Source organism: Pseudomonas sp. W5-36 (assembly GCF_046540455.1).
Classification (GTDB): domain Bacteria; phylum Pseudomonadota; class Gammaproteobacteria; order Pseudomonadales; family Pseudomonadaceae; genus Aquipseudomonas; species Aquipseudomonas graminis_B.
The window spans coordinates 474,459-497,450 of the sequence record NZ_JAXCIQ010000003.1; the positions used below are offsets into that span (position 1 = coordinate 474,459).

At 59.4% G+C, this 22,992-nt stretch carries 21 protein-coding genes and 1 pseudogene; 8 read left to right on the forward strand and 14 right to left on the reverse strand.

Annotated features, from left to right (window positions below; translation table 11 throughout):
- Positions 1-83 precede the first annotated feature (83 nt).
- The 4 genes from SLW74_RS08090 to glpK form a co-directional block, all read right to left on the reverse strand.
- Positions 84-998, reverse strand: a complete 915-nt coding sequence (locus tag SLW74_RS08090; RefSeq protein WP_296308583.1) for a glutamate/aspartate ABC transporter substrate-binding protein — start codon at positions 996-998, stop codon at positions 84-86.
- 440 nt (positions 999-1,438) lie between these two features.
- The gene (glpD, locus tag SLW74_RS08095) at positions 1,439-3,010 is read right to left on the reverse strand and encodes a glycerol-3-phosphate dehydrogenase (RefSeq protein WP_410928567.1); all 1,572 of its coding nucleotides are present in this window, start codon (positions 3,008-3,010) and stop codon (positions 1,439-1,441) included.
- Positions 3,011-3,224: 214 nt separating this feature from the next.
- Positions 3,225-3,980, reverse strand: a complete 756-nt coding sequence (locus tag SLW74_RS08100) for a DeoR/GlpR family transcriptional regulator (RefSeq protein ID WP_065992540.1) — start codon at positions 3,978-3,980, stop codon at positions 3,225-3,227.
- A 95-nt stretch (positions 3,981-4,075) separates the two neighbouring features.
- Positions 4,076-5,581, reverse strand: a complete 1,506-nt coding sequence (gene glpK / locus SLW74_RS08105; protein WP_410928568.1) for a glycerol kinase GlpK — start codon at positions 5,579-5,581, stop codon at positions 4,076-4,078.
- A gap of 297 nt (positions 5,582-5,878) precedes the next feature.
- On the opposite strand from glpK, the gene ybaK reads away from it, so the two are divergent.
- Entirely contained in the window at positions 5,879-6,349 is a 471-nt protein-coding gene (gene ybaK / locus SLW74_RS08110) for a Cys-tRNA(Pro) deacylase (protein ID WP_192171592.1), read from the forward strand.
- A 108-nt stretch (positions 6,350-6,457) separates the two neighbouring features.
- Positions 6,458-7,246 carry a PhzF family phenazine biosynthesis protein gene (locus SLW74_RS08115; RefSeq protein ID WP_065992544.1) on the forward strand — a complete coding sequence of 263 codons (789 nt, stop codon included), beginning with the start codon at positions 6,458-6,460 and terminating at the stop codon, positions 7,244-7,246.
- Positions 7,247-7,288: 42 nt separating this feature from the next.
- On the opposite strand, the gene SLW74_RS08120 is transcribed toward SLW74_RS08115, so the two are convergent.
- Both SLW74_RS08120 and argF read right to left on the reverse strand, forming a co-directional pair.
- The gene (locus SLW74_RS08120) at positions 7,289-8,386 is read right to left on the reverse strand and encodes an ABC transporter ATP-binding protein (RefSeq protein ID WP_410928569.1); all 1,098 of its coding nucleotides are present in this window, start codon (positions 8,384-8,386) and stop codon (positions 7,289-7,291) included.
- A complete protein-coding gene (argF, locus tag SLW74_RS08125; protein WP_410928570.1) occupies positions 8,383-9,303 on the reverse strand; it encodes an ornithine carbamoyltransferase in 921 nt (306 codons plus the stop codon). The genes SLW74_RS08120 and argF overlap by 4 nt, the downstream gene beginning before the upstream one ends.
- Positions 9,304-9,752: 449 nt before the next feature.
- On the opposite strand from argF, the gene SLW74_RS08130 reads away from it, so the two are divergent.
- The 3 genes from SLW74_RS08130 (at position 9,753) to grxD (ending at position 12,746) form a co-directional block, all read left to right on the forward strand.
- Entirely contained in the window at positions 9,753-10,055 is a 303-nt protein-coding gene (locus SLW74_RS08130) for a hypothetical protein (RefSeq protein WP_065992547.1), read from the forward strand.
- 146 nt (positions 10,056-10,201) lie between these two features.
- Positions 10,202-12,310 (forward strand): molybdopterin oxidoreductase family protein, encoded by a 2,109-nt coding sequence (locus SLW74_RS08135; RefSeq protein ID WP_410928571.1) that lies wholly within the window; start codon positions 10,202-10,204, stop codon positions 12,308-12,310.
- Positions 12,311-12,416: 106 nt separating this feature from the next.
- On the forward strand, positions 12,417-12,746 hold the full coding sequence (gene grxD, locus SLW74_RS08140) for a Grx4 family monothiol glutaredoxin (RefSeq protein WP_065992552.1): 330 nt from the start codon (positions 12,417-12,419) through the stop codon (positions 12,744-12,746).
- A gap of 86 nt (positions 12,747-12,832) precedes the next feature.
- Here the strand turns inward: grxD and bfr are convergent, their stop codons facing one another.
- The 4 genes from bfr to pyrC all read right to left on the reverse strand — a co-directional run bounded on the left by bfr (position 12,833) and on the right by pyrC (position 16,080).
- Positions 12,833-13,309 carry a bacterioferritin gene (bfr, locus tag SLW74_RS08145; RefSeq protein ID WP_065992554.1) on the reverse strand — a complete coding sequence of 159 codons (477 nt, stop codon included), beginning with the start codon at positions 13,307-13,309 and terminating at the stop codon, positions 12,833-12,835.
- Positions 13,310-13,509: 200 nt separating this feature from the next.
- Complete coding sequence (locus SLW74_RS08150; protein ID WP_410928572.1) at positions 13,510-13,728, reverse strand: bacterioferritin-associated ferredoxin; 219 nt, start codon at positions 13,726-13,728, stop codon at positions 13,510-13,512.
- 634 nt (positions 13,729-14,362) lie between these two features.
- Positions 14,363-15,037: a ribonuclease T gene (gene rnt, locus SLW74_RS08155; protein WP_410928573.1), complete on the reverse strand. Its 675-nt coding sequence runs from the start codon at positions 15,035-15,037 to the stop codon at positions 14,363-14,365.
- On the reverse strand, positions 15,034-16,080 hold the full coding sequence (pyrC, locus tag SLW74_RS08160) for a dihydroorotase (protein WP_410928574.1): 1,047 nt from the start codon (positions 16,078-16,080) through the stop codon (positions 15,034-15,036). Before pyrC ends, rnt begins: the two co-directional genes overlap by 4 nt.
- A 144-nt stretch (positions 16,081-16,224) precedes the next feature.
- On the opposite strand from pyrC, the gene SLW74_RS08165 reads away from it, so the two are divergent.
- Together SLW74_RS08165 and SLW74_RS08170 are read left to right on the forward strand one after the other, a co-directional pair.
- Complete coding sequence (locus tag SLW74_RS08165) at positions 16,225-17,217, forward strand: flagellar protein MotY (protein WP_410928575.1); 993 nt, start codon at positions 16,225-16,227, stop codon at positions 17,215-17,217.
- Between the two features lie 130 nt (positions 17,218-17,347).
- Complete coding sequence (locus SLW74_RS08170) at positions 17,348-18,565, forward strand: argininosuccinate synthase (RefSeq protein WP_065992560.1); 1,218 nt, start codon at positions 17,348-17,350, stop codon at positions 18,563-18,565.
- A 169-nt stretch (positions 18,566-18,734) separates the two neighbouring features.
- On the opposite strand, the gene SLW74_RS08175 is transcribed toward SLW74_RS08170, so the two are convergent.
- Entirely contained in the window at positions 18,735-19,289 is a 555-nt protein-coding gene (locus SLW74_RS08175) for a hypothetical protein (RefSeq protein WP_065992562.1), read from the reverse strand.
- A 1,148-nt stretch (positions 19,290-20,437) separates the two neighbouring features.
- On the opposite strand from SLW74_RS08175, the gene SLW74_RS08180 reads away from it, so the two are divergent.
- Positions 20,438-21,064: a response regulator transcription factor gene (locus SLW74_RS08180; protein WP_037012286.1), complete on the forward strand. Its 627-nt coding sequence runs from the start codon at positions 20,438-20,440 to the stop codon at positions 21,062-21,064.
- Between the two features lie 102 nt (positions 21,065-21,166).
- On the opposite strand, the gene SLW74_RS08185 is transcribed toward SLW74_RS08180, so the two are convergent.
- From SLW74_RS08185 to rsxB, 3 genes and pseudogenes are all read right to left on the reverse strand, one after another.
- Positions 21,167-21,349, reverse strand: a complete 183-nt coding sequence (locus SLW74_RS08185; RefSeq protein ID WP_065992563.1) for a PA3496 family putative envelope integrity protein — start codon at positions 21,347-21,349, stop codon at positions 21,167-21,169.
- 105 nt (positions 21,350-21,454) lie between these two features.
- Positions 21,455-22,093 (reverse strand): endonuclease III, encoded by a 639-nt coding sequence (nth, locus tag SLW74_RS08190; protein ID WP_410928576.1) that lies wholly within the window; start codon positions 22,091-22,093, stop codon positions 21,455-21,457.
- Between the two features lie 20 nt (positions 22,094-22,113).
- Positions 22,114-22,944, reverse strand: a pseudogene (rsxB, locus tag SLW74_RS08195) (electron transport complex subunit RsxB); the annotation flags it as partial.
- Positions 22,945-22,992 lie beyond the last annotated feature (48 nt).

Genomic DNA, 22,992 nt, shown 5'->3' on the forward strand with positions numbered 1-22,992 from the left:
CGCGCCAGTTAGCGGCTTCCGGAAACGCAGGGCGTCTCCGGAAGTCAGGCTTTTCACGTTGTCAGAATGGCGGAGCGAAGGACTCAGGCCTTCTTGTCCGGCGCCGGCTTGTCGTTCGGGTTGGCGATCAGCGCTTTGAGCTGTTCGCTCATCGGGAACATCAGGTTCAGGCCTTTTGGTGGAATCGGCTGGGTGAACCACTTGTCGTAGATCTTGTTGATCTCGCCCGATTTGTAGGTCGCAACGATGGCGTCGTCGACGGCTTTCTTGAACGCAGGGTCTTCCTTGCGAACCATGCAACCGTAGATTTCGTAGGACTGAGGGGTGCCGGTAACGGCCCAGTCGGTCGGCTTCTTGGCCTTGGCCATTTCGCCGGCGAGCAGGGCGTCGTCCATCATGAAGGCAACGGCGCGGCCCGATTCCAGCATCTGGAACGACTCGCCGTGGTCCTTGGCCGAAATCACGTTCATGCCCATCTGTTTGTCGGCGTTCATCGCCTTGAGCAGGCGCTCGGAGGTGGTGCCCGCCGTGGTCACGACGTTCTTGCCCTTGAGGTCATCGAAGTCTTTGTAGGACGAGTCAGCTTTGCTCAGCAGACGCGTGCCGATTTCGAAAATGCCGACGGAGAAGTCGACTTGCTGGGCGCGCTCGGCGTTGTTGGTGGTCGAACCACACTCAACGTCGACGGTGCCGTTCTGGACCAGCGGGATGCGGGTCTGGGAAGTGACCAGGTTGTACTTGACCTTCAGATCAGGCATGTCCAGATCTTTCTTGATCGCTTCGACGATCTTCAGCTGGATGTCAGCGGAGTAACCCACTGGCACGCCGGAAGCGTCAGCGATATAGGAAAAAGGAATGGAGGAGTCGCGGTGACCGAGGGTGATGGTGCCGGACTCTTTGATTTTTTTAAGCGTGCCGGTGAGTTCGGCGGCGAAAACGGGGGTGGTGATCAGAGCAGCAGCAATGGCTGCGCCCAGGAGTTGGGGAACGATGCGCATCTGTTTTTCCTCGACATTGTTTTTTTTATTGGGCCGGTGTTGGACGGCCCTATCGTTTCAGAGCGCTTCAACGGCGGCCCAGTCAGGCGACACGCTACATCGAAGCAATCGTGCAAGAGTGTAGAGCATGAGTCATGCCAGGGAGGTGACTGAAGCTAAGGGTATGAAAGTGTTGGCTATTTATGGAGGAGGGACGTGGGCGAGGCGGATCGGCCGTCCGGGAATCCGAATCGGGTGGGGCGAGATGTTCGGGAATCCGAATGATAGCGGCGGGGTGGGGCGTGTTGAGGCAGATGGTTTTGCGGTGTGCTGTCTGACGCTTTCCCGGCTAAAGCCGGTCCTACAGAATCGCGGTGATCCGCTGGACTGGCTCTAGCCGATCCCACGGGATCGCGGTGATTCCGTGGGACCGGCTTCAGTCGGGAATTGGATCTGGCAGGTTATGCGTGAATCTTTGGCGCCGGCATGGGCCAGTCAATACGCTCAACGGCCCCGTTGCTGCGTGCCGCGCTGTCCAGGTACGCCTGAACCTTCTGATGCTCTTCGTCGGTGGTGAACAGACCCAGCTTGGTCCGGCGCCACAGAATGTCCTGGGCCTTGGTCGCCCATTCCTCACTGCACAGGTAGTCCACTTCGCGGCTGTACAGACCGCCGCCCAAGTGTTCGCCCATTTCGCCCAGCGTCTGAACGCCCTCCACGATGCGCCAGCTGCGTGAGCCATAGGTAATGGCCCAGCGCTTGGCGATTTCGGCCGGCAGCCATGCACAACGCTGTTGCAGCTCGGCGGCCAGTGCCTGAGGCGTGGTCATGCTCTCACCGCCCGGGAGGCTGGCTTTCGCGGTCCAGCTTGGCTTCATCTGCGGGAAGAACGGCGCCAGCTGCTGCATCGCCGACTCCGCCAGTTTGCGGTAGGTCGTCAGCTTGCCGCCGAACACGGAAAGGATCGGCGCCTCTTGGGCGCTGCCCGACAGCGACAACGTGTAGTCACGGGTGATCGCCGACGGGTTGTCCGACTCGTCATTGCACAGCGGCCGCACGCCTGACCACGTGCTCAGAATGTCGGCGCGGCTGAGTTGCTTCTTGAAGTGATCATTCACGATCTTCAGCAGGTAATCGGTCTCGCCTTCGGTGATCGCTACTTTGCCCGGATCGTCAGAATATTCGCGGTCGGTCGTACCGATGATGGTGAAGCGTTCCAGGTACGGAATGGCGAACACGATGCGCTGATCTTCGTTCTGCAGAATGAAGGCGTTTTCACCTTCGTACAGTTTCGGCACGATCAAGTGGCTGCCCTGAATCAGGCGAATGCCGTACTGCGATTCGAGCTTGAGATCTTCACGAATGAACTTGGCAACCCATGGACCCGCCGCATTCACCAAGGCTTTGGCGCGAATGGAAAACTGACTGCCATCCGCACGCTCCATGTTCATGTGCCACACGCCGCCGCTGCGACGGGCGCCCAGGCAGCGGGTCTGGGTATGGATGTGCGCGCCTTTTTCACGGGCGGCCATGGCGTTGAGGACGACCAGACGTGCATCGTCAACCCAGCAATCTGAGTATTCGAAGCCTTTGGTAATCGAGCTGTTCAACGGGCTGTTGGCGCCAAAGCGAATGCTTTTCGAGCCTGCCAGCTTCTCGCGCTTGCCAAGGTGGTCATACAGGAACAGCCCGGCGCGGATCATCCACGCGGGGCGCAGGTGCGGACGGTGGGGCAATACGAAGCGCATCGGCTTGACGATGTGCGGTGCTTTTTCCAGGAGCACTTCACGTTCGGCCAGCGCTTCGCGAACCAGACGGAATTCGTAATGCTCAAGGTAACGTAGGCCACCGTGGATCAGCTTGCTGCTGGCCGAAGAGGTGTGGCTGGCGAGGTCGTCCTTCTCGCAGAGAAAGACTGATAGGCCCCGGCCCGATGCGTCTGCCGCGATGCCGACACCATTGATGCCACCACCGATCACGGCAACGTCGTAGACCTCGGAAAGGGGTGGGGTCGGCAAACTGGACTGGGCCATCGGGGCCTCCTGAGTGTTCGATCGCGTTCGAATGTTGCGCTACTGGGAGGGCGAATTCGAACATTTATGTTCATTTCCGAAAATAGTAGCGCAATGAGGCGAACACAGCTACTCAGTATTCATTGAAAATACTGATCAGAGAAAAGGGAAAGGAACAAAAGCGAACATCGGAGGTGAGGCGAGCGCCGGAATCGCGCTCGCTCATGGATCGGGGTTAAACCACTTCCAGCCGAATCTTGTTCTGGGTCAGCAGTTGCGACAGCGCTGGCACGGGCGTCTGGTCCGTCACCAGGCAGTCGATCAACGTGATCGGTCCCAGTCGAACCATCGCGTTGCGGCCGAACTTGCTGGAGTCCGCAGCCAGAATCACCTGACGCGCGTTGGCGATGATCGCCTGGGAAACGCGCACTTCCTGATAATCGAAATCCAGCAGGCTGCCGTCCTCGTCGATTCCGCTGATGCCCACCAGGGCGAAATCGACCTTGAACTGGGTGATGAAGTCCACGCTCGCTTGACCGACCACGCCGCCATCGCGGCGCACATTGCCGCCGGCCAGCAGCACTTCGAAGTCGTCCTTGCCGCTGAGAATCGACGCCACGTGCAGGTTGTTGGTGATGATCTTCAGGTGGTTATGGTTGAGCAGCGCGCGGGCAATGGATTCGGTGGTGGTGCCGATGTTGATGAACAGCGACGCGTGATCCGGGATCTGTGCGGCGATGGCCTCGGCGATGCGCTGCTTCTCATCGCGCATCTGATCGGCACGCATGGCGTAAGCAGTGTTTTCGATGCTGGAATCGTAGGCCGCGCCGCCGTGGTAGCGACGCAGGAGATTCATTTCCGCGAGCTGATTGATGTCGCGGCGGATGGTTTGCGGGGTCACGACGAACAGCTGCGCCATTTCCTCAATGCTGACGTAGCCGCGCTCACGGACCAGCTCGAGGATCTGCTGTTGACGGGGTGGCAGATTCATTTTTTATCCTTCGGGCACGGGCGCCCATGATGCCGCAGGCAGCCATTACCTGTCAGCCGGAAAAAATGCCCCTGACGCCCCGTCCGGGATCGCGCTTATTCGGCCTCTTCGTGGGGTTCCCAGTCGCGCGTGCGGTCTACTGCCTTGCGCCAGCCGGCGTAGAGCTTTTCCTTCTCGGCGTCATCGCATTGCGGCTCGAACTTGCGCTCGATGACCGCTTTGCCCCTCAGCTCGTCGAGCCCGCTCCAGAACCCGATCGCGAGACCTGCCAGATAGGCCGCGCCCAACGCGGTGGTTTCGCGCATTTTCGGGCGCTCCACCGGCGTGCCGAGAATGTCGGCCTGGAACTGCATGAGGAAGTTGTTCGCCACTGCGCCGCCGTCAACGCGAAGGGCCTTGAGCGGCTCGCCGGCATCCTGTTGCATGGCGTCGAGCACATCGCGGGTCTGGTAGGCGATGGACTCCAGCGCGGCCCGAATGATGTGATCGACCTTCACGCCACGGGTCAGGCCGAACAAGGCGCCCCGTGCATACGGGTCCCAGTAGGGCGCGCCCAGACCGGTGAACGCAGGCACCAGATAGACGCCATTGCTGTTCTTCACTTTGGTGGCGAAGTATTCGGTGTCCATGGAGTCGTTGACGATTTTCAGCTCGTCGCGCAGCCACTGCACGGTGGAGCCGCCGTTGAACACCGCGCCCTCCAGTGCGTATGCCACTTCACCGCGCGGACCGCAGCCGATGGTGGTCAACAGACCGTGATTGGATTTGACGGCTTTCTTGCCCGTGTTCATCAGCAGGAAGCAGCCGGTGCCGTAGGTGTTCTTCGCCTGACCCGGCTCGACGCACATCTGGCCGAACAACGCCGATTGCTGATCCCCGGCGATCCCGGCGATGGGGATGCCGCTTTTGCTGTGGCCATAGACTTCGGATGACGACTTGACCTCCGGCAACATTTCCCGGGGCACGTCGAGCACGTCGAGCATGCGCTGATCCCATTCCAGCGTATGGATGTTGAACATCATCGTGCGCGAGGCGTTGGTGTAGTCAGTGACGTGCACCTTGCCGCCGGTAAATTTCCAGATCAGCCAGCTGTCGACGGTGCCGAACAGCAACTCGCCACGGCGGGCGCGCTCACGGCTGCCCTCAACGTGATCGAGAATCCACTTCAGTTTGCTGCCGGAAAAGTAGGGATCGATGACCAGACCGGTGGTGTCGCGGATGTAGTCTTCCAGACCGTCACGCTTGAGTTGCTGGCAGATCTCGGTGCTGCGGCGGCATTGCCAGACCACGGCGTTGTAGATCGGCCGGCCGGTGTCCTTTTCCCAGACCACCGTGGTTTCGCGCTGGTTGGTGATACCGATCGCGGCGATCTGGTTGTGATGCAGATTCGCCTGGGCCAGGACCTTGGTCATGCACGCGGTCTGGGTCGCGAAGATCTCCATCGGATCGTGCTCGACCCAGCCAGGCTGGGGGTAATGCTGAACGAACTCACTCTGGGCGCTGCTGACCACATTGGCGTCGCGGTCAAAAATGATGGCGCGGGAGCTGGTGGTGCCTTGATCCAGAGCGATGATGTAATTCTTATTTTCGGTGTCGGTCATGGTGAATGCCTGGTGATGTAGCGAGTTTCCGGAAACGGCCGTCCGTTGTGTTGCCAGTGCTCAGTGCCTTTGCGCACTGAATACCGGGATGGCGTCAAGGAAGCAAGCGAGATATTCGTATTCGAAAAAATATAGACGTAAACGAACCTTGTCAAAGGTCGAAAGCGAACCTATCGATGAATGTTCCAAGACGCCGATATTAGTGGATAAGTCCTTCTCGAATGCAGGCATTTCGATAACCAATGGCCTAAAGTATCGGCAGCAAACAACAAAGTGTCTGGTTGTCTGGAGCACTGCATGACCCCTGCATTGGATTTACTGAAAAAGGTTCGCGCCGAACATCGCGTCCACAGTTACGAGCATGATCCCAAGGCCGCATCGTATGGCCTGGAAGCGGCAGAAAAGCTCGATCTGGCCCCCGCTCAGGTGTTCAAGACGCTGCTGGCCAGCACCGAAAAAGGCGAGCTGCTGGTGGCGGTCGTCCCGGTGGTGGGCTCGCTGGACCTGAAAGCCCTGGCCCATGCCGCCGGCGCCAAGAAGGCCGAAATGGCTGACCCGGCCGCCGCCCAGCGTGCCACCGGCTATCTACTGGGCGGGATCAGCCCGCTCGGGCAGAAGAAAAGGCTGCGCACCTTCATTGATGAGTCCGCTCAACCGTTCGCAACGATTTTTGTCAGCGCCGGTCGACGAGGGCTCGAAGTCGAACTGCCCGCCGCCGTACTTGCACAACACACCGGTGCGAGCTTTGCCCGGATCGGCCGGGAATGATTCGCCGGGTTTACCGGAAATGCCAGACTCTTTCATGCGGTGACACTGACCGCAGACCCGCAGCGCCCGGAACGGGTTGCCGCGTTTCTTTACTCGGGGATGCCTTCCATGAAGCTTGAATTCCATCAGGTCGACGCCTTCACCGACCGCCCGTTCTCAGGCAACCCGGCAATGGTCTACCGCCTGGACGCCTGGCTTTCCGATCAATTGATGCAACAGATTGCCTCAGAGCACAATCTGTCGGAGACCGCGTTTTTGGTCCGTGAAGCACCGGGCTGGCACATACGCTGGTTCACCCCGACCCATGAAGTGCCGTTGTGCGGACATGCGACCCTGGCCAGCGCCTTCGTGCTGTTCGAGAAATACGGCGAGAAGGCCGAGGTTATCCACTTCACTGGCAAATCCGGCGAGTTGAGCGTGAGCCGCGAGGGCAATCGGCTGGTCCTGGACTTTCCGTCCATGCCGCCCGCCGAGCAGGGTGTGACGGTGGAAATCGAACGCGCCCTTGGGGTTGCCGTCGTCGACGTGCTGAGCGCTGCGGAATTGCTGGTGGTGCTGGAGTCCGAGCAGGCTGTTCGCGACTGCAAACCCGACTTCGCCGCCCTCGCGCGTTTGCCGTGGCCTGGGGTGATCGTCACCGCCAAGGGGGACGGCGAGCGCTACGATTTTGTGTCGCGCTACTTTGCGCCGGGCATCGGCATCAATGAAGACCCGGTCACGGGCTCGACGCACTGCAGCCTGATTCCCTACTGGTCGGCCCGGCTGAACAAGTTCAGCCTGACGGGCTATCAGGCGTCGACGCGGGGAGGGGAGCTGTTCTGCCGGCTTGAGGGGGAGCGCGTGAAAATCGGCGGGCACGCGACGCTGGTCGCCAGCGGCGCGTTGATACTGAGTTAGTCGATATCGGGCTGAAAGTGCCTGGTCGAGAACGACAGGCCCTCAGACCGCCACGTCCCGATGCACCGGAACGCTCCGATGCACCGGCACGCTGCCCGAGGCCGGAAACAGCACCAGATGCTCGGCTGACACCGTGAAGCCGACCTGATCACCGGCGCGCAGATCCACATGGCTGGGGAACAACGCCTCCAGTTGCGTGCCGGTCGGCAACTGCAGGCGGTACAGGGTCGCCGCGCCCTGAAAATTCAGGCTCGCCACGCGGGCCTTTATCGGGCCGTCGGGCGCATAAACAATGTCATCAGGGCGCAGCAGGACATCCATCGGAGTGCCTGGCGCGCCGGCATAGGCGCGATTGCCGCGCAGCACACCCAACTCGGTCTGCACCGATTCGGCATCGATCAGTTGCCCGTGAATGAAATAACCCTGACCGACGAAACTGGCGACATAAGGCGTCGCCGGCTCGTGATAGAGGTTGTAGGGCGTATCCCACTGCTCCAGCCGCCCGTCTTTGAACACGCCGACGTGGTCGCTTACGGCAAAAGCCTCTTCCTGGTCGTGGGTCACCAGAATCGCGCTGGTGCCACGGGCCTTGAGAATGTCGCGCACCTCATGGCTCAGGCGCCGCCGCAACTCGCCATCCAGGTTCGAAAACGGTTCATCGAGCAGCAGCAACTGCGGCTCAGGGGCAAGTGCGCGGGCCAGCGCCACACGCTGCTGCTGTCCACCGGAAAGCTCATGGGGATGACGCGTGCCCAGCGCGCCGAGATTGACCAGCTCCAGCATTTCCTGAACCACCTGCTTCTGGCGCGGATGATTGCGGATGCCGAAGGCGATGTTGTCGGCCACGGTGAGGTGGGGGAACAGGGCATAGTCCTGAAACACCATGCCGATCCGGCGCTTCTCCGGGGCCAGGGTAAACCCGGGTCGGGAAATGACGTTACCCGCCAGGGTGATCTCGCCCTTGTGCACCGGTTCGAAACCGGCGATGGCGCGCAAGGTAGTGGTCTTGCCGCAGCCGGAGGAACCCAACAGGCAACCGATGTCGCCGGCGTTCAGGTGCAGATTGAGGTGCTGCACCACGCGTTGGTCCTGATAACCGCAGGCGAGGTCATGCAGCGTCAGCAGCAGGGGCTGACTCATGGGGCAGCGAAGGCAGGAGCGACGAGGAATTCCAGCAGGGCTTTTTGCGCATGCAGCCGGTTCTCCGCCTGATCCCACGCCACCGAGCGCGGGTCATCCAGCAGGTCCTCGCTGATCTCTTCACCACGGTGCGCCGGCAGGCAGTGCATGAAAATCACATCGTCAGCAGCGCGGTCGAGCATCTCGCGAGTGACCTGGAAAGGTTTGAACAGGCCCAGACGCTTGGCGGCTTCTTCTTCCTGACCCATGGACGTCCACACATCGGTTGAGACCAGGTGCGCGCCTTTCACCGCTTCGTGGGGATCGCGGATCAATGTCACACGATCGCCCGCCAGAGCCAGGTAATGCGCGCTGGGTTCGTAGCCTTCCGGACACGCAACACGCAACTGAAAGTCGAACTGAATCGCGGCTTCTATATAGCTGTTGCACATGTTGTTGCCATCGCCGATCCACGCCACGGTCTTGCCCTGAATGGAGCCGCGGTGTTCGAGGAACGTTTGCATGTCGGCCAGCAACTGGCAGGGGTGAAGGTCATCGGACAGGCCGTTGATCACCGGTACGCGGGAATGGGCGGCGAATTCGGTGAGGTTGCTGTGGGCGAAGGTGCGGATCATCACCGCATCGACCATCCGCGACATGACCCGTGCGCCATCGGCAATCGGCTCGCCACGGCCCAGCTGGGTGTCCCGAGGGGAGAGGAAGATGGCCTGGCCGCCCAGCTGGATCATCCCGGCTTCGAACGAGACACGGGTCCGGGTCGAGGATTTTTCGAAGATCATTGCCAGGATGCGGCCCTTCAATGGCTCGAAGAGCACGCCTCGATTTCGCAGGTCCTTCAGCTCAACGCCGCGACGAATCACCCCTACCAGCTCAGCGGGGGTGTAGTCCATCATCGAGAGAAAGTGCCTTGCGCTCATCATTAACTACCTTGTCTGCAACAGACCGCAGATCCTCAAAGCCGGGTTTTTCGGAAAAACGGGCGAGACCTGCGGCGAAAGCCGCACGGGGCGACGAATAGGGAAGGCGCGAGGGTATAAGAAAATGTCGCCTGATGCCAAGGCCCGCCGTGACGGAAAATCGTCGTCGGACGTTCGGTAGCCTGAAAGCGGCGTTCGCAGGACGCTTTTCATGTAACGAAGTGCTACAGTCATGTTTCTGCGCAGGCCATTCGCCATCGCATTAGTCCTGATCAGACAGCTCGCTTGTAACGCTCTTTGGCGTCGCCGCGATTACTGCCTGATTCGTAACAGTCGCAAACCACTGTGCAGCCTTATGCGACATGCTTCACGCCGCGGAGACCCGGACGTTTCCTAAACCATCGGCGTGGGTTATAAAGGCGGCTTATGTCCTCCAAAAGAGGTGGGGAATGGATTCAAAAGAGCAACAACTGACGGAACTACTCGGGCTTACGGCTCGGACCCTTACGCACCTCACGGCGTCCATGACGTCGATGTCGTTCGAACTGATGCGCAGCGAAGACGAAGTGACCCGTTCTGCGGGGCGCCGGATGATCGATCGCATGGCAACCATCAGCGCCGGACTCGACGAACACTGGCGGCTGATCGGCGAACTCACCGGCATCCAGGTGTCTCAGGAACAGATCGAAACGGTTCATGAGGTGCAGATGCAGCGCAAGGTGGTTACACCTATTGGTGGCTCTGCTTCCTGAGTGACGCTTCTTTCATCGGGTGAGCTATCGGCTCGCCTGATGCTGCCCGATTCACGGCGCTGACATTTCTGGCGCATCGCCCGGACAGGTCCCATAGTTTTGTATCCGCGATCGGCTGATCGCCCTATAAAAACTCGAGACTGGCGATGACCAAGACTCTCCACCACCGTGCCTGTCACCTGTGCGAGGCGATTTGCGGCCTCACCCTCGAAACCACCCTGCTGGACGATGCCAGCACCCTGATTACCTCCATAAAGGGCGATGCGCAGGACACCTTCAGCCGCGGGCATATCTGCCCCAAAGCCGTCGCGCTGCAAGACATCCAGAATGACCCCGATCGGCTCCGGCAGCCCATGCAGCGTATCGGCAACGACTGGCAGCCGATCGAGTGGCAGGCCGCGTTTGATCTGATCGCCGAGCGCCTGGCCGGCATTCAGGCGCGTCATGGGCAAAACGCGGTGGCGGTCTATCAGGGCAACCCCAGCGTGCATAACTATGGGCTGATGACCCACAGCAATTATTTTCTCGGACTGCTGAAAACCCGTAACCGCTACTCCGCAACCTCTGTGGACCAGTTGCCACACCACCTGACCAGTCATTTGATGTACGGCCACGGCCTGCTGCTGCCCATCGCCGACATTGACCACACCGATTTCATGCTCATCCTCGGCGGTAATCCGCTGGCGTCCAACGGCAGCATCATGACCGTGCCCGACGTCGAGAAGCGTCTGAAGGCGATCCAGGCCCGTGGCGGCAAAGTCGTTGTGGTCGATCCGCGCCGCAGCGAAACCGCCGCCATAGCCGACCAGCACCTGTTTATCCGCCCGGGCGGGGATGCGGCGTTTCTGTTCGGCTTGTTGCACACCTTGTTTGCCGAAGGCTTGACCCGCGACAGCCATCTTGCCGTGGATGGACTGGAGGACGTCCGCGTGGCCGTCAGCGAGATGACCGCCGACGCCATGAGCCCTCGATGCGGCGTGCCTGCCGAGCAGATCAGGCGGCTAGCGCGGGATTTCGCCGCTGCCAAACGCGGCGTGTGCTACGGGCGCATGGGCATTTCCACCCAGGCTTTTGGCACGCTGTGCCACTGGCTGGTGCAACTGATCAACCTGGTCACCGGCAATCTCGATCGCCCAGGCGGTGCGCTGTGCACCGAGCCGGCGCTGGATCTGGTGGCGTCGACCTCCGGCGGCAGCTTCAACCGCTGGCAGAGCCGCGTTTCGCAACTGCCGGAATACGGCGGCGAGCTGCCGGTCTCTGCGCTGGCCGAGGAAATGCTGACCCCGGGGGAGGGCCAGATCAAGGCGCTGATTACCGTGGCGGGCAACCCGGTGTTGTCGACACCGAACGGCCGTCAGCTTGACACCGCGCTCGAAGGGCTGGAGTTCATGGTCAGCGTCGATTTGTACATCAACGAAACCACACGGCACGCGGACCTCATCCTGCCGTCGACGTCTGCGCTGGAAAATGACCACTACGACACCACGTTCAACATATTCGCCGTGCGCAACGTCACCCGATTCAACCGTGCGATTCTTGCCAAGCCCGAGGGTGCGCTGCACGACTGGGAAATCTTCGTCGGCCTCGCCCAGGCGTTCGCACTGAAAACCGGGCGCGAATTGAAACCGACGATGCCGCCTGCGCAGATGGTCGATCGCGGTCTGCGGGCTGGGCTGTATGGTGATGCTTCGCCGCTCAAATTGTCGCTGGAAACGCTGGCGCAGTATCCCCACGGCCTGGACCTCGGCCCGCTCAAGCCCAATCTCGCTGCGCGCCTCAAAACCATCAACCAGCGCGTGCAGGCTGCGCCGCCGGTGATCCTTGCCGATCTCGCCCGATTCGCTGCGCAGCCGCTACCCCACGCCGACGGCCTTATGCTCATCGGTCGGCGCCATGTGCGCAGCAATAATTCATGGATGCACAATTATCATCGCCTGGTGAAAGGCAAGCCGCGGCATCAGTTGCTGATGCACCCGGATGATTTGATCAGCCGAGGGTTGATGGACGGTCAGCGGGTCAGGGTCAGTTCGCGGGTAGGCGTCATTGAGGTAGAAGTGATGGGCAGCATCGAGATGATGCCCGGGGTCGTTAGCCTGCCCCACGGCTGGGGCCACGGTCGTCCGGGCGTGAGAATGGACATCGCGACGGCTCAGCCAGGTGAAAGCGCGAATGACCTGACTGACGAGCGGGCGCTGGATGGCATTTCCGGGAACGCCGTGCTGAACGGGGTGCCGGTTACGGTTGCGGCGGCATGACGGTCATGGGGGCGTCAAGGCCAAGACCGAGCGTTATGCTCGGGAATCGTTTAGAATGCGCCACCGTGTCGACCCATACAGTCGTAAAGTTTAGCCGAGGTGCTCCATGGATATTATCGAAACGATCAAAGACCAGATTGCCAGCAACACCGTTCTGCTCTACATGAAAGGTGCTCCGAATGCCCCGCAGTGTGGCTTTTCGGCCAAGGCTTCTCAGGCACTGATGGCGTGTGGCGAAAAGTTCGCGTACGTCGATATCCTGCAGAACCCGGAAATCCGCGCCAACCTGCCAAAGTACGCCAACTGGCCAACCTTCCCACAGCTGTGGGTCGGTGGTGAGCTGGTCGGCGGTAGCGACATCATCACTGAGATGCAGGCTGACGGTTCGCTGCAGAAACTGGTGAAAGATGCTGTTGCGAAAAACGCCACTGCCTGATTTTCGGCAGTCGTAAAAAAGCCCCGCTCTCTGCCGAGACGCGGGGCTTTTTGTTGGGCGGTCTTGTTGGGAGGCAGGGACGAGAATCAGTCCTCTTCGCCCATCTGAGACTGCAGGTAGTTCTCGATGCCGACCTTGTCGATCAGGCCCAGCTGGGTTTCCAGCCAGTCGATGTGTTCTTCTTCCGATTCCAGAATGTCTTCCAGCATCTCGCGGCTGCCGAAGTCACCGACGGTTTCGCAGTGGGCGATGGCGGCTTTCAGATCGGCGTGGCCCTTGCGCTCGATACGCAGGTCACACTCCAGCATTTCCTTGGTGTGTTCGCCGATCAGGATCTTGCCCAGGTCTTGCAGGTTCGGGAGGCCTTCCAGAAACAGGATGCGCTTGATCAGTTTGTCAGCGTGTTTCATCTCGTCGATGGATTCGTGGTACTCGTGTTTGCCCAACTTGTTCAGGCCCCAGTCTTCGTACATGCGCGCATGCAGAAAATACTGATTGATCGCGACCAGCTCGTTACCGAGGATCTTGTTGAGATGCTGGATGACTGTGATGTCGCCTTTCATGATCGGGTCCTGTCGAAGGTATAGGTAATACAGGCGGCAAGTCTGAGCCCCCTCTATAACTCTGTCAAACCTAAGTTATTGAATAATAAGTGAAAATAAATAGGAATAAGAATGTTTGTGTTCCGCATCTTGTCGCTAAGCGATTGAATTAAAGGCATAAAAAAACCGGACAGTGTCCGGTTTTGTTTGAATGCGATTATTCAGGCAGCTGAAAATTCTGCAGGATAGGCGAGGGCGACGTGGCTGGTTTGCAGCTCGGTCAGGGTTTCACGCACCACTTCCTTGGCCAGGCAGGCACATTTCCCACACTTGCTGGCGACACCGAGGGTCTCGCGGACGTCACGATAGCTGCAGCATCCTTCCATGATTGCTTCACGGATTTGTCCGTCGGTAACACCTTGGCAGAGGCAGACATACATATAAGAAACCGTCGCTGAGTGATTGGCTCAATGCGATGGATACTAATGTTAATGAGAATGCTTGTCAAAACTACTCAGGCTTGTTCGCGTGGCTACCGATGAGTGGTCAGCTGCTGCGATAGGCATGATCGCTTGCGAGGGTTGTGTGTATATCCATTATCGGTGGTGGTGCTGATTAAGGTTCCGCCCTTACGGCGGGTCACTTTTTCCAACAGCCGAAAAAGTAACCAAAAAGGCCGTGCTCCTGGTTGGGCCCTTCCTTCGTCAGGGTTCCTTCACTCCGGTCTCGCTCCGTGGGCGCGCGCCGAACGGACATCCATGTCCTGACGGCGCTCTCGCGGCATCCATGCCGCTCGGCCCACTGCGCGAGACCTGCGTTCAGCCTGCACCCAAGTCGCGTTCTGCGGTGACTGAGCCTTTTGGGTAAGAAGATCAAAAGCGGATCAAGAGCTTCCCGGCTGAAGCCGGTCCCACGGGTTGTACGCGACCTGCTTTTTAGTGGGACCGGCTTTAGCCGGGAAGGGGCCAGTCGGGACGCTGAGGGCTTTAGGCCGGTCACTGCCTGCCGATCCCCACCCATAAAAAAACCGGCCACTTGGGCCGGTTCATTCATTCATTGCGCAGCAACATCGACTCAGTCGTTGAAGTCGTGCCAGCCGCCCATTTCTTTCCAGCGGTTGACGATGCCGCAGAACAGCTCGGCAGTCTTCTCGGTGTCGTAACGGGCCGAGTGGGCCTCGCGACCGTCGAAATCGATGTCCGCCGACTGGCAGGCTTTGGCCAGGACAGTCTGGCCGTACGCCAGGCCCGCCAGCGTCGCGGTGTCGAAGCTGGAGAACGGGTGAAACGGATTGCGCTTCATGTCCAGCCGCGCAACCGCTGCGTTGAGAAAGCCCAGGTCGAAGCTGGCGTTGTGACCGACTAGGATCGCACGCTTGCAGCCGTTGGCTTTCAGCGCCTTGCGGATGCCGCGGAAGATGTCCGTCAGCGCGGTTTCTTCACTCACGGCCATGCGCAGCGGGTGATCCAGCTTGATGCCGGTGAACTCCAGCGCCGCGGCTTCCACGTTGGCGCCCTCGAACGGTTCGACGCGGAAGAAATAGGTGTGGTCCGGGAAGACAAAGCCTTTCTCGTCCATGCCGATGGTGGTGGCGGCGATCTCCAGCAACGCATCAGTGGCGCAATTGAACCCGCCAGTTTCTACGTCAACGACAACGGGCAGGTAACCGCGAAAACGGGCAGCCATCGGGTGCCGGGAGCCAGTGCCGCCGGAGCCTTCTTGCTCGTCTTCGTAATGATCTTCACTCACGCGTGTTCCTCCAGCAGGCGCCAGCGCAGTTTTTCACCGGCGCGCAGCGGGATAACAGAAAGCTCGCCAAACGGCAGGCTGGCGGGGGCCGTCCACTCGTCACGAACCAGGGTAATGGTGTCGGTGTTGGTCGGCAGGCCATAGAACGCCGGGCCGTGCAAACTGGCGAAGCCTTCCAGCTTGTCCAGCGCGTTGCGTGATTCGAACGCCTCGGCGTAAAGCTCGATGGCGGCGAATGCGGTGTAGCAGCCGGCACAACCGCACGTCGCTTCTTTCGCGTGCTGCGCGTGGGGCGCGGAGTCCGTACCGAGGAAGAACTTGCTGCTGCCGCTGGTGGCGGCATCGAGCAGGGCAACCTGGTGGGTGTTGCGCTTGAGAATCGGCAGGCAATAGAAGTGAGGGCGAATGCCGCCGACCAGCATATGGTTGCGGTTGTACAGCAAATGGTGGGCAGTGATGGTCGCGCCCACATTGGCCGAAGCTTCATTGACGAACTGCACGGCGTCGGCGGTGGTGATGTGTTCGAACACCACTTTCAGCGTCGGAAAACGCTCGACGACACGTCGCATGTGCTCGTCGATGAAAATCTTTTCACGGTCGAACACGTCGATGTCGCCGCGGGTCACTTCGCCGTGGATGAGCAGCGGCAAGCCCACCTCAGCCATCGCCTCGAGCACCGGGAAGATCTTGTCGACGCTGGTGACACCGGAATCGGAATTGGTCGTCGCGCCTGCCGGGTACAACTTGGCGGCATACACGAAGCCACTGGCCTTCGCGGCGCGAATCTCTTCGGGCTGCGTCAGGTCAGTGAGGTAAAGCACCATCAGCGGCTCGAAGCGGCTGCCTTGCGGACGTGCAGCGAGGATGCGCTGACGATAGGCGTCCGCTTGCTCCGCGTTGCGTACCGGGGGCACGAGGTTCGGCATGATGATCGCGCGGCCAAAGGTGCGCGCTACGTCGGCGACGGTGTGGGGCAAAACAGCGCCATCTCGAAGATGGATATGCCAGTCGTCGGGGCGCAGGAGGGTCAGGCGTTCGGACATTGGGGATTCCAGGCGGGTCAAACTCGCTGGGAATGCTACCGGAAAAGACTCCTCCAGGCACTCGCTATCAAGTTTTGCGGGAAGTTACCGATAGCCACGTGTAAGTCATAAATCTTGTTACACGTGAATTTAGTGGAGCCTCCCGTGCGCCAGCGATATCTAGCCCTGCTCAGCGCGTTTGCCAGCCTGCCGGCCGTGGCGCTCACCTTTCAGACGCGTCTGGAGAATATTGAGTGGAAGGTGGAAGGCGACCAGTTCGAGTGCAGACTGACTCAACCGATCGCCGATTTCGGTGCGGGCGAGTTCGTGCGACGCGCGGGCGAGCAACCGACGTTTCGGCTGAAGGCAAATGGCTACAGCCTTTCGTCCGGCTCGGCCACGTTGATTGCCGCGGCGGCGCCGTGGCAGCCGGGTCGCGGAGATCTCAATCTTGGCGCAGTGAAAGTCGGTAACGGCGAGATTCCTTTCAATACCAACCAGGCCCAGGCCACGCGGCTGATCGCGGGTTTGATGGAAGGTCGCAGCCCGATGATTCGTCACACCCTGCGAGATGGCGGCGGCGCGATGGAAGTCAGGCTGTTGCCGGTCAAATTCAGCAAAGCCTATGGTGACTTCCAGGTCTGTACCGCGAAGCTGTTGCCGATGAATTTCGAGCAAGTGCGGCAGTCCGAGATCGGTTTCCCGGGTGGCGGCATCGAGCTGGACGCTACGGCCAGGCGCAAGCTGGACACTGTGCTGGCTTATATGAAGGCTGATCCGACGGTCAATCACGTCGAACTGGACGGCCACTCCGATAACAGCGGCAACCGGTTGACCAACCGCGATCTGTCGCGGCGTCGTGCGCTGTCCGTCATGGACTACCTCAAGGCCCAGGGCATTCCGGAAGAACAGATCACCCTGCGCTTCCACGGCGAGCAGTACCCGCTGGCGCCCAACACCAACAACGCCAACCGCGCGCGCAACCGTCGGGTGAACATTCACCTGGAGCGTGTGGCGCAGCAGACCCCGGCCGTGCCGCCATCCGCTGCACCTGCACCTGCACCGACGCCGGTCCCACTGCCTGCACCTGCCGCCACGCCAACCCCAGGCGCTGCGCCCGCCACAGCGGCAAGTGCGGCCCCCGCAAAGGCCTCTTGACGATGGGCAGCGAAGTCGTCTGACTGACAGAATCTGTCGCTTTGTCGTCAGAAGCTGTCGCGACACTGTAAATTCCCGCGCGTGAACGGTAAACTCGTCGGTTTTCCGTACAACGCGTTGGAGTGATGGCATGGCGGACGTAAACAAGGTAGTTCTCGCGTATTCCGGTGGCCTGGATACTTCGGTAATCCTCAAGTGGCTGCAAGATACGTACAACTGCGAGGTGGTGACCTTCACCGCTGACCTGGGTCAGGGCGAAGAAGTCGAGCCAGCACGCGCCAAGGCGCAAGCCATGGGCGTCAAAGAAATCTACATCGATGACCTGCGCGAAGAGTTCGTGCGTGATTTCGTGTTCCCGATGTTTCGCGCCAATACCGTCTATGAAGGCGAGTACCTGTTGGGTACTTCCATCGCACGTCCCCTGATCGCCAAACGACTCATCGAAATCGCCAACGAAACCGGCGCTGACGCCATTTCCCACGGCGCTACCGGCAAGGGCAACGACCAGGTTCGTTTCGAATTGGGCGCCTATGCGCTCAAGCCTGGCGTGAAAGTGATCGCGCCATGGCGTGAGTGGGACCTGCTGTCCCGCGAGAAGCTCATGGACTACGCCGAGAAGCACGCGATCCCGATCGAGCGCCACGGCAAGAAAAAATCCCCGTACTCGATGGACGCCAACCTGCTGCACATCTCCTATGAAGGCGGCGTGCTGGAAGACACCTGGACCGAACACGAAGAAGACATGTGGCGGTGGACAGTGTCGCCGGAAAACGCGCCGGACAAGCCGCAGTATCTGGAGCTGACCTATCGCAACGGCGACATCGTGGCGCTGGACGGTGTTGAAATGACCCCGGCCACCGTCCTTGCCACCTTGAACCGCATCGGCGGCGAGCACGGCATTGGTCGTCTGGACATCGTCGAGAACCGCTACGTCGGCATGAAGTCCCGCGGCTGCTACGAGACCCCGGGCGGCACCATCATGCTGCGTGGTCACCGTGCGATCGAGTCGATCACCCTGGACCGCGAAGTCGCTCACCTCAAAGACGAGCTGATGCCCAAGTACGCCAGCCTGATTTACACCGGCTACTGGTGGAGCCCTGAGCGTCTTATGCTGCAACAGATGATCGATGCGTCGCAGGCCCACGTGAATGGTGTCGTGCGCCTGAAGCTTTATAAGGGCAACGTGATCGTGACCGGTCGCAAGTCCGACGAGTCGCTGTTCGATGCGAACATCGCGACGTTTGAAGAAGACGGCGGCGCGTACAACCAGGCAGATGCGGCGGGCTTCATCAAGCTCAACGCATTGCGCATGCGCATTGCAGCGAACAAGGGCCGCAAGTTGTTCTGATCGCTGCCGTGATTGATGTGCAGCCCTGCTCAGGGCTGCACTCATCACATCTGTCCTCCCTGTGCCGCTGGCCATTCATTCGACACTCTTTCCGCCCCCACGCTGGCCGGTTATTGCCTCGTTTTACAGGCGCTAAAAGACCTGCTCTCGCTGTGCGTTATCTCATTCGTCATGTTGGCAAATCTGTCTCCTCGCCAGCGGTTTTCTCAGCCGTATCCCCCTGCGAAGTTGTTCGAAACTCAAAACGATAGGCTTTGCCAATGTCCCGGATATCGCGTACCCCGACGCCCAGTAGTTGAGCGATTTCAGGAACGGTGTAGCCCAGCGCCGAGTAATGCATGGCGTGTCCGGCAATGGCGTCGTCCAGGGTTACCGGCTCTCTTTGCCGGGACGTGCGTGATCGGCGAACAGGCTGGCAATAGCGGATCTTCAGACCGTTCTCGCTGGCCAGGCGCTTGATGTCCTTCTGGTTCATGCGCAGCGAGTATTGCAGCGCCGCGACCCCAGCTCCTTTGGCCACTAGCCCCTTGAGCAGATCGACCTTGGTGCACAGCTCCGCTTCCGGATCGGCGTCCCGGGTTTGCCGGGACGATTCGGTCTCCCGCGACTCTCCTTCTGCAATGACGTTAATAACGCCGCCTTGGGAAACGTAGCGCTCTACCGCTTCCGCCAGCTTGAGAGGGTCGCTGCTTGCGCCAATGGGGTATTTAATTTTCTTGGTCATGGTAGGTTCCTTTGAACATATCAACTAAACAGCCTGCACTGTCGGGACGTTCACGCTTAAGAACGTTTAAACACTGAATGCTTTATTCATGCCGAAGAGTGGCCTGCGCACGGACCGCTGGCAAAAGAAGCCCCCGCCTTTATATGCGCAATAATCTTGTATTGTGATAAGAGCCACTAACTAACAGTGGGTTGAACCATTCGCTCATCAAAAAGTAACGACTGGTAATAGGTTTGGCAAGTAAAAAGCCAAAAAATGGGCGGTTTGTTTTTTAACGCCATTGGGTGAAGTTCTTGGCGGTAATAATAGTCCGTTAGTTATGTAGTATTTTTCTGGAATGACGTGAGGGTGCTGGATGTTATGTGTCGAATAGTATTACGTGGAAGGCGGGCGAGCCCCTTTTTTTAAAAGCGGGTGATGTGATCCAGTCGTTATTGAATTGAGTCGCAGGGTTTGGAGGTGGTTAAGCGCTGTAACTTTCCAGGCTGCTCCGTGTCCACGTCCCGGGTAAGAATAGTTGAAAGTTGATTCGGGCTGTTCAGACATTTCTGAACCCGTTGTAGGCTCTTTCGAGTATTTATATGTAATGAAACTCGTCGAACCCGCGCGTGTAAGTTAACCAAGTGTGTGCGGTCGCCGACGCCTCGCCGGGCCTGCAATATTTTATGATTTTTGTTTGCTGGCGGCCCGGTAAGATGGGCATATGCTGAAGTCATAACACTCGTGGTGAACGGGCTGTCACCCGGTGGCCAGAAGCCGTGTTTTAAAGAGGAATCTCATTTTTCCGGGCGTCACGGATGGCCCTGGCTTTCGCACATCCAAACCGGTCGGCGGAGCAACCAAATCGTGGATCAACCTTAGGACAAACCGAGCTATCAACCTGCAGTCATATAGGCAGAAAAGCTTAGGGAAGTCAGGATTCAAAAATTACCACTTGCGGTCTTGGGAATTATGCGGTCACGTACTGAGACGGGATTGAACATCGTAAAAAATAGAGCGGATAGGGCAGGTTTTGTAGGATTTTTCTGTTGGTTGAGTGAGAAAGGTCTTTGCCTGCTGGTCTGCAGGGAGGAGCGCCATGCAAAGCACTAAACGACTAAGCTATTGTGCGGGCTCTGAAAATTCGAACAGCGAAGAATGGACTGCTCATGAATAAAGTGTTGATCGTGGATGATCACCCTGTCATTAGGCTCGCCGTACGCATGTTGATGGAACGTCATGGCTACGAAGTCATTGCCGAGACGGATAACGGCGTGGATGCGTTACAACTGGCGCGCGAGCACTTGCCGGACATTGTCATTCTGGACATCGGTATCCCCAAGCTGGATGGTCTGGAGGTCATCGCCCGATTGTCGGCGATGACGCTGGCCTTCAAAGTGCTGATCCTGACCTCCCAGGCGCCCGGGCATTTTTCAATGCGCTGCATGCAGGCGGGGGCGGCGGGGTATGTCTGCAAACAGCAGGATTTGACCGAATTGCTCAGCGCCATCAAGGCGGTGTTGTCCGGTTACAGTTACTTCCCCAATCAGGCGCTGCACACGGTGCGCTCCAGTCTCGGCAATGCCAGTGAGGCGGAGATGGTGGATCGACTGTCGGGTAGGGAAATGATGGTGTTGCAGCAGTTGGCCCGCGGCAAGACCAACAAGGAAATCGCTGACGGCATGTTCCTGAGCAACAAGACTGTCAGCACGTACAAGACGCGTCTGTTGCTCAAACTCAATGCGCACTCGCTGGTTGACCTTATCGAGCTCGCCCAACGTAACGGCCTCGTTTGATGGCCGAGGAACAACGGTGCTTCAAGGCGGCGTTTTCAGACCCTGTATTCTGCCCAAGCCTCTCGAGGGAGAGGCCTTCAGGCAGAGCGTTTCAAGGAACGATCAGAAATCGAAATCGTAGTCTGCAAGCTGCCGTTGCAGACGGCGCTCTTCCAGCAGGTTATCGATGGTGCGGCGCTTGCTGAGGTTGGTCTTGGCGGTCTCTACCGGTACGGGCAGGACTTCTTCCGGCTCTTCGATGACGAAGTCGTCGTCCACTTCGATGGTGTCTTTTTCATCGCTCATGATTCAGCCTCAGGCGTGAACAGTCGTTGGCGCTCCTTATAGCGACAAACCCCGCGCGGGTAAAAAAGATTTTTTTAATCGATCAAAGCCTTGGGACGCTATCGTTCAATCGTCAGAGGTCTTTGCCTTGTACTCGCACAAGTCCTCGATCCGGCAGCTGCCACACCGAGGCTTGCGCGCAATGCACACGTAGCGGCCGTGAAGGATCAGCCAGTGGTGCGCATCCATGAGGTAACCCCTGGGCACGAACTTCATCAGCTTGTTTTCAACTTCCACGACATTCTTCCCGGGCGCGATGCCGGTACGGTTGCTGACGCGGAAGATGTGCGTATCGACCGCCATTGCCAACTGGCGGAACGCAGTATTCAGGACCACGTTCGCGGTCTTGCGGCCAACGCCGGGGAGGGCTTCGAGGGCCTCTCGGGTTTGCGGCACTTCCCCTCCGTGCAGTTCAACCAGCAGGCGACACGTCTCGATCACGTTTCGCGCCTTGCTGTTGTACAGGCCGATGGTCCTGATATAGGCAGACAAACCCTCGACGCCCAACGCGTAAATCGCCTCAGGCGTATTGGCCACGGGATATAGATGCGCCGTGGCCTTGTTGACGCTGACATCGGTCGCCTGTGCCGAGAGAATCACGGCGATCAGGAGCTCGAACGGTGTGGAGTAGGCCAGTTCCGTTTTAGGATCGGGGTTGTCTTCGTGCAAACGACGAAAGATCTCAAGGCGTTTGGCGGCGTTCATGGGGTAGGCGTTTCCTGAGAAGACGGTGCCGAGGGCGTCGGATCCTGCAATTGGGCGAGCGCGTGCTCTGCCTCGTCAAGGCCGCGCTGCAACTGCACGAGTTGTGCGGCTTGTTCGGCAATGGGCGGGTGACCAAAGGCTTTCAGCGACTTCAGCAATTGTGCTCTGCTCATCGCGACCTGGGCGCGTGCCTGTTTCAACGCCGCATCGCCACCCGCTGAAGGTCTTGAGCGAATTCGGGCCAGCGCGGCTTGCGCCGGGTCTGGCTGGGGAACGGCAGGTGTGACAGTCCGCGGCTGGCGAGCCTGGCGTTCGGCCTGCCGTCGCTGCTCATCGCGCTGCAGGCGAGCGGAGCGCGCATCAAAGCGTTGCCGTGCGCGACTGCGTTTGACGGCTCTGACCGACCGCTGGGCGTCGTCCATTGCACAGTCGCCAATGAAAGGAATCGCGGTCATCGGCAGCGGCAGCATGTCGATGCAGTCGACCGGGCAGGGGGCAACGCACAGGTCACAGCCGGTGCATTCCTCAACGATGACGGTGTGCATCAGCTTGGCAGCGCCGACGATCGCGTCCACCGGGCAGGCCTGAATGCATTTGGTGCAGCCGATGCACTCGGCCTCGCGAATAAACGCAACCTGCGCCGGCGCGCTGCCGCGTTCGATGTCCAGTTGCAGGACTGGCACGTTCAGCAGTCGAGCCAGTGCCCCGATGGTCTCGTCGCCACCGGGTGGACATTTATTGATGGCTTCGCCGGCCGCAATGCCTTCAGCGTAGGGCTGGCAGCCCGGATGGCCGCATTTCCCACACTGGGTTTGTGGCAGCAAGGCGTCGATGCGCTGAATCAGGCTCATGCTTGGACCCGATCGACGACCCGAGCGGGCCGTCGATAATGTGCAGAA

What these genes read in the sequence shown, in the direction of transcription:
- SLW74_RS08090 (WP_296308583.1), bottom strand. Translation starts at nt 998, where the DNA reads ATGCGCATCGTTCCCCAACTCCTGGGCGCAGCCATTGCTGCTGCTCTG.
- glpD (WP_410928567.1), bottom strand. Translation starts at nt 3,010, where the DNA reads ATGGCCCAGTCCAGTTTGCCGACCCCACCCCTTTCCGAGGTCTACGAC.
- SLW74_RS08100 (WP_065992540.1), bottom strand. Translation starts at nt 3,980, where the DNA reads ATGAATCTGCCACCCCGTCAACAGCAGATCCTCGAGCTGGTCCGTGAG.
- glpK (WP_410928568.1), bottom strand. Translation starts at nt 5,581, where the DNA reads ATGACCGACACCGAAAATAAGAATTACATCATCGCTCTGGATCAAGGC.
- ybaK (WP_192171592.1), top strand. Translation starts at nt 5,879, where the DNA reads ATGACCCCTGCATTGGATTTACTGAAAAAGGTTCGCGCCGAACATCGC.
- SLW74_RS08115 (WP_065992544.1), top strand. Translation starts at nt 6,458, where the DNA reads ATGAAGCTTGAATTCCATCAGGTCGACGCCTTCACCGACCGCCCGTTC.
- SLW74_RS08120 (WP_410928569.1), bottom strand. Translation starts at nt 8,386, where the DNA reads ATGAGTCAGCCCCTGCTGCTGACGCTGCATGACCTCGCCTGCGGTTAT.
- argF (WP_410928570.1), bottom strand. Translation starts at nt 9,303, where the DNA reads ATGAGCGCAAGGCACTTTCTCTCGATGATGGACTACACCCCCGCTGAG.
- SLW74_RS08130 (WP_065992547.1), top strand. Translation starts at nt 9,753, where the DNA reads ATGGATTCAAAAGAGCAACAACTGACGGAACTACTCGGGCTTACGGCT.
- SLW74_RS08135 (WP_410928571.1), top strand. Translation starts at nt 10,202, where the DNA reads ATGACCAAGACTCTCCACCACCGTGCCTGTCACCTGTGCGAGGCGATT.
- grxD (WP_065992552.1), top strand. Translation starts at nt 12,417, where the DNA reads ATGGATATTATCGAAACGATCAAAGACCAGATTGCCAGCAACACCGTT.
- bfr (WP_065992554.1), bottom strand. Translation starts at nt 13,309, where the DNA reads ATGAAAGGCGACATCACAGTCATCCAGCATCTCAACAAGATCCTCGGT.
- SLW74_RS08150 (WP_410928572.1), bottom strand. Translation starts at nt 13,728, where the DNA reads ATGTATGTCTGCCTCTGCCAAGGTGTTACCGACGGACAAATCCGTGAA.
- pyrC (WP_410928574.1), bottom strand. Translation starts at nt 16,080, where the DNA reads ATGTCCGAACGCCTGACCCTCCTGCGCCCCGACGACTGGCATATCCAT.
- SLW74_RS08170 (WP_065992560.1), top strand. Translation starts at nt 17,348, where the DNA reads ATGGCGGACGTAAACAAGGTAGTTCTCGCGTATTCCGGTGGCCTGGAT.
- SLW74_RS08175 (WP_065992562.1), bottom strand. Translation starts at nt 19,289, where the DNA reads ATGACCAAGAAAATTAAATACCCCATTGGCGCAAGCAGCGACCCTCTC.
- SLW74_RS08180 (WP_037012286.1), top strand. Translation starts at nt 20,438, where the DNA reads ATGAATAAAGTGTTGATCGTGGATGATCACCCTGTCATTAGGCTCGCC.
- SLW74_RS08185 (WP_065992563.1), bottom strand. Translation starts at nt 21,349, where the DNA reads ATGAGCGATGAAAAAGACACCATCGAAGTGGACGACGACTTCGTCATC.
- nth (WP_410928576.1), bottom strand. Translation starts at nt 22,093, where the DNA reads ATGAACGCCGCCAAACGCCTTGAGATCTTTCGTCGTTTGCACGAAGAC.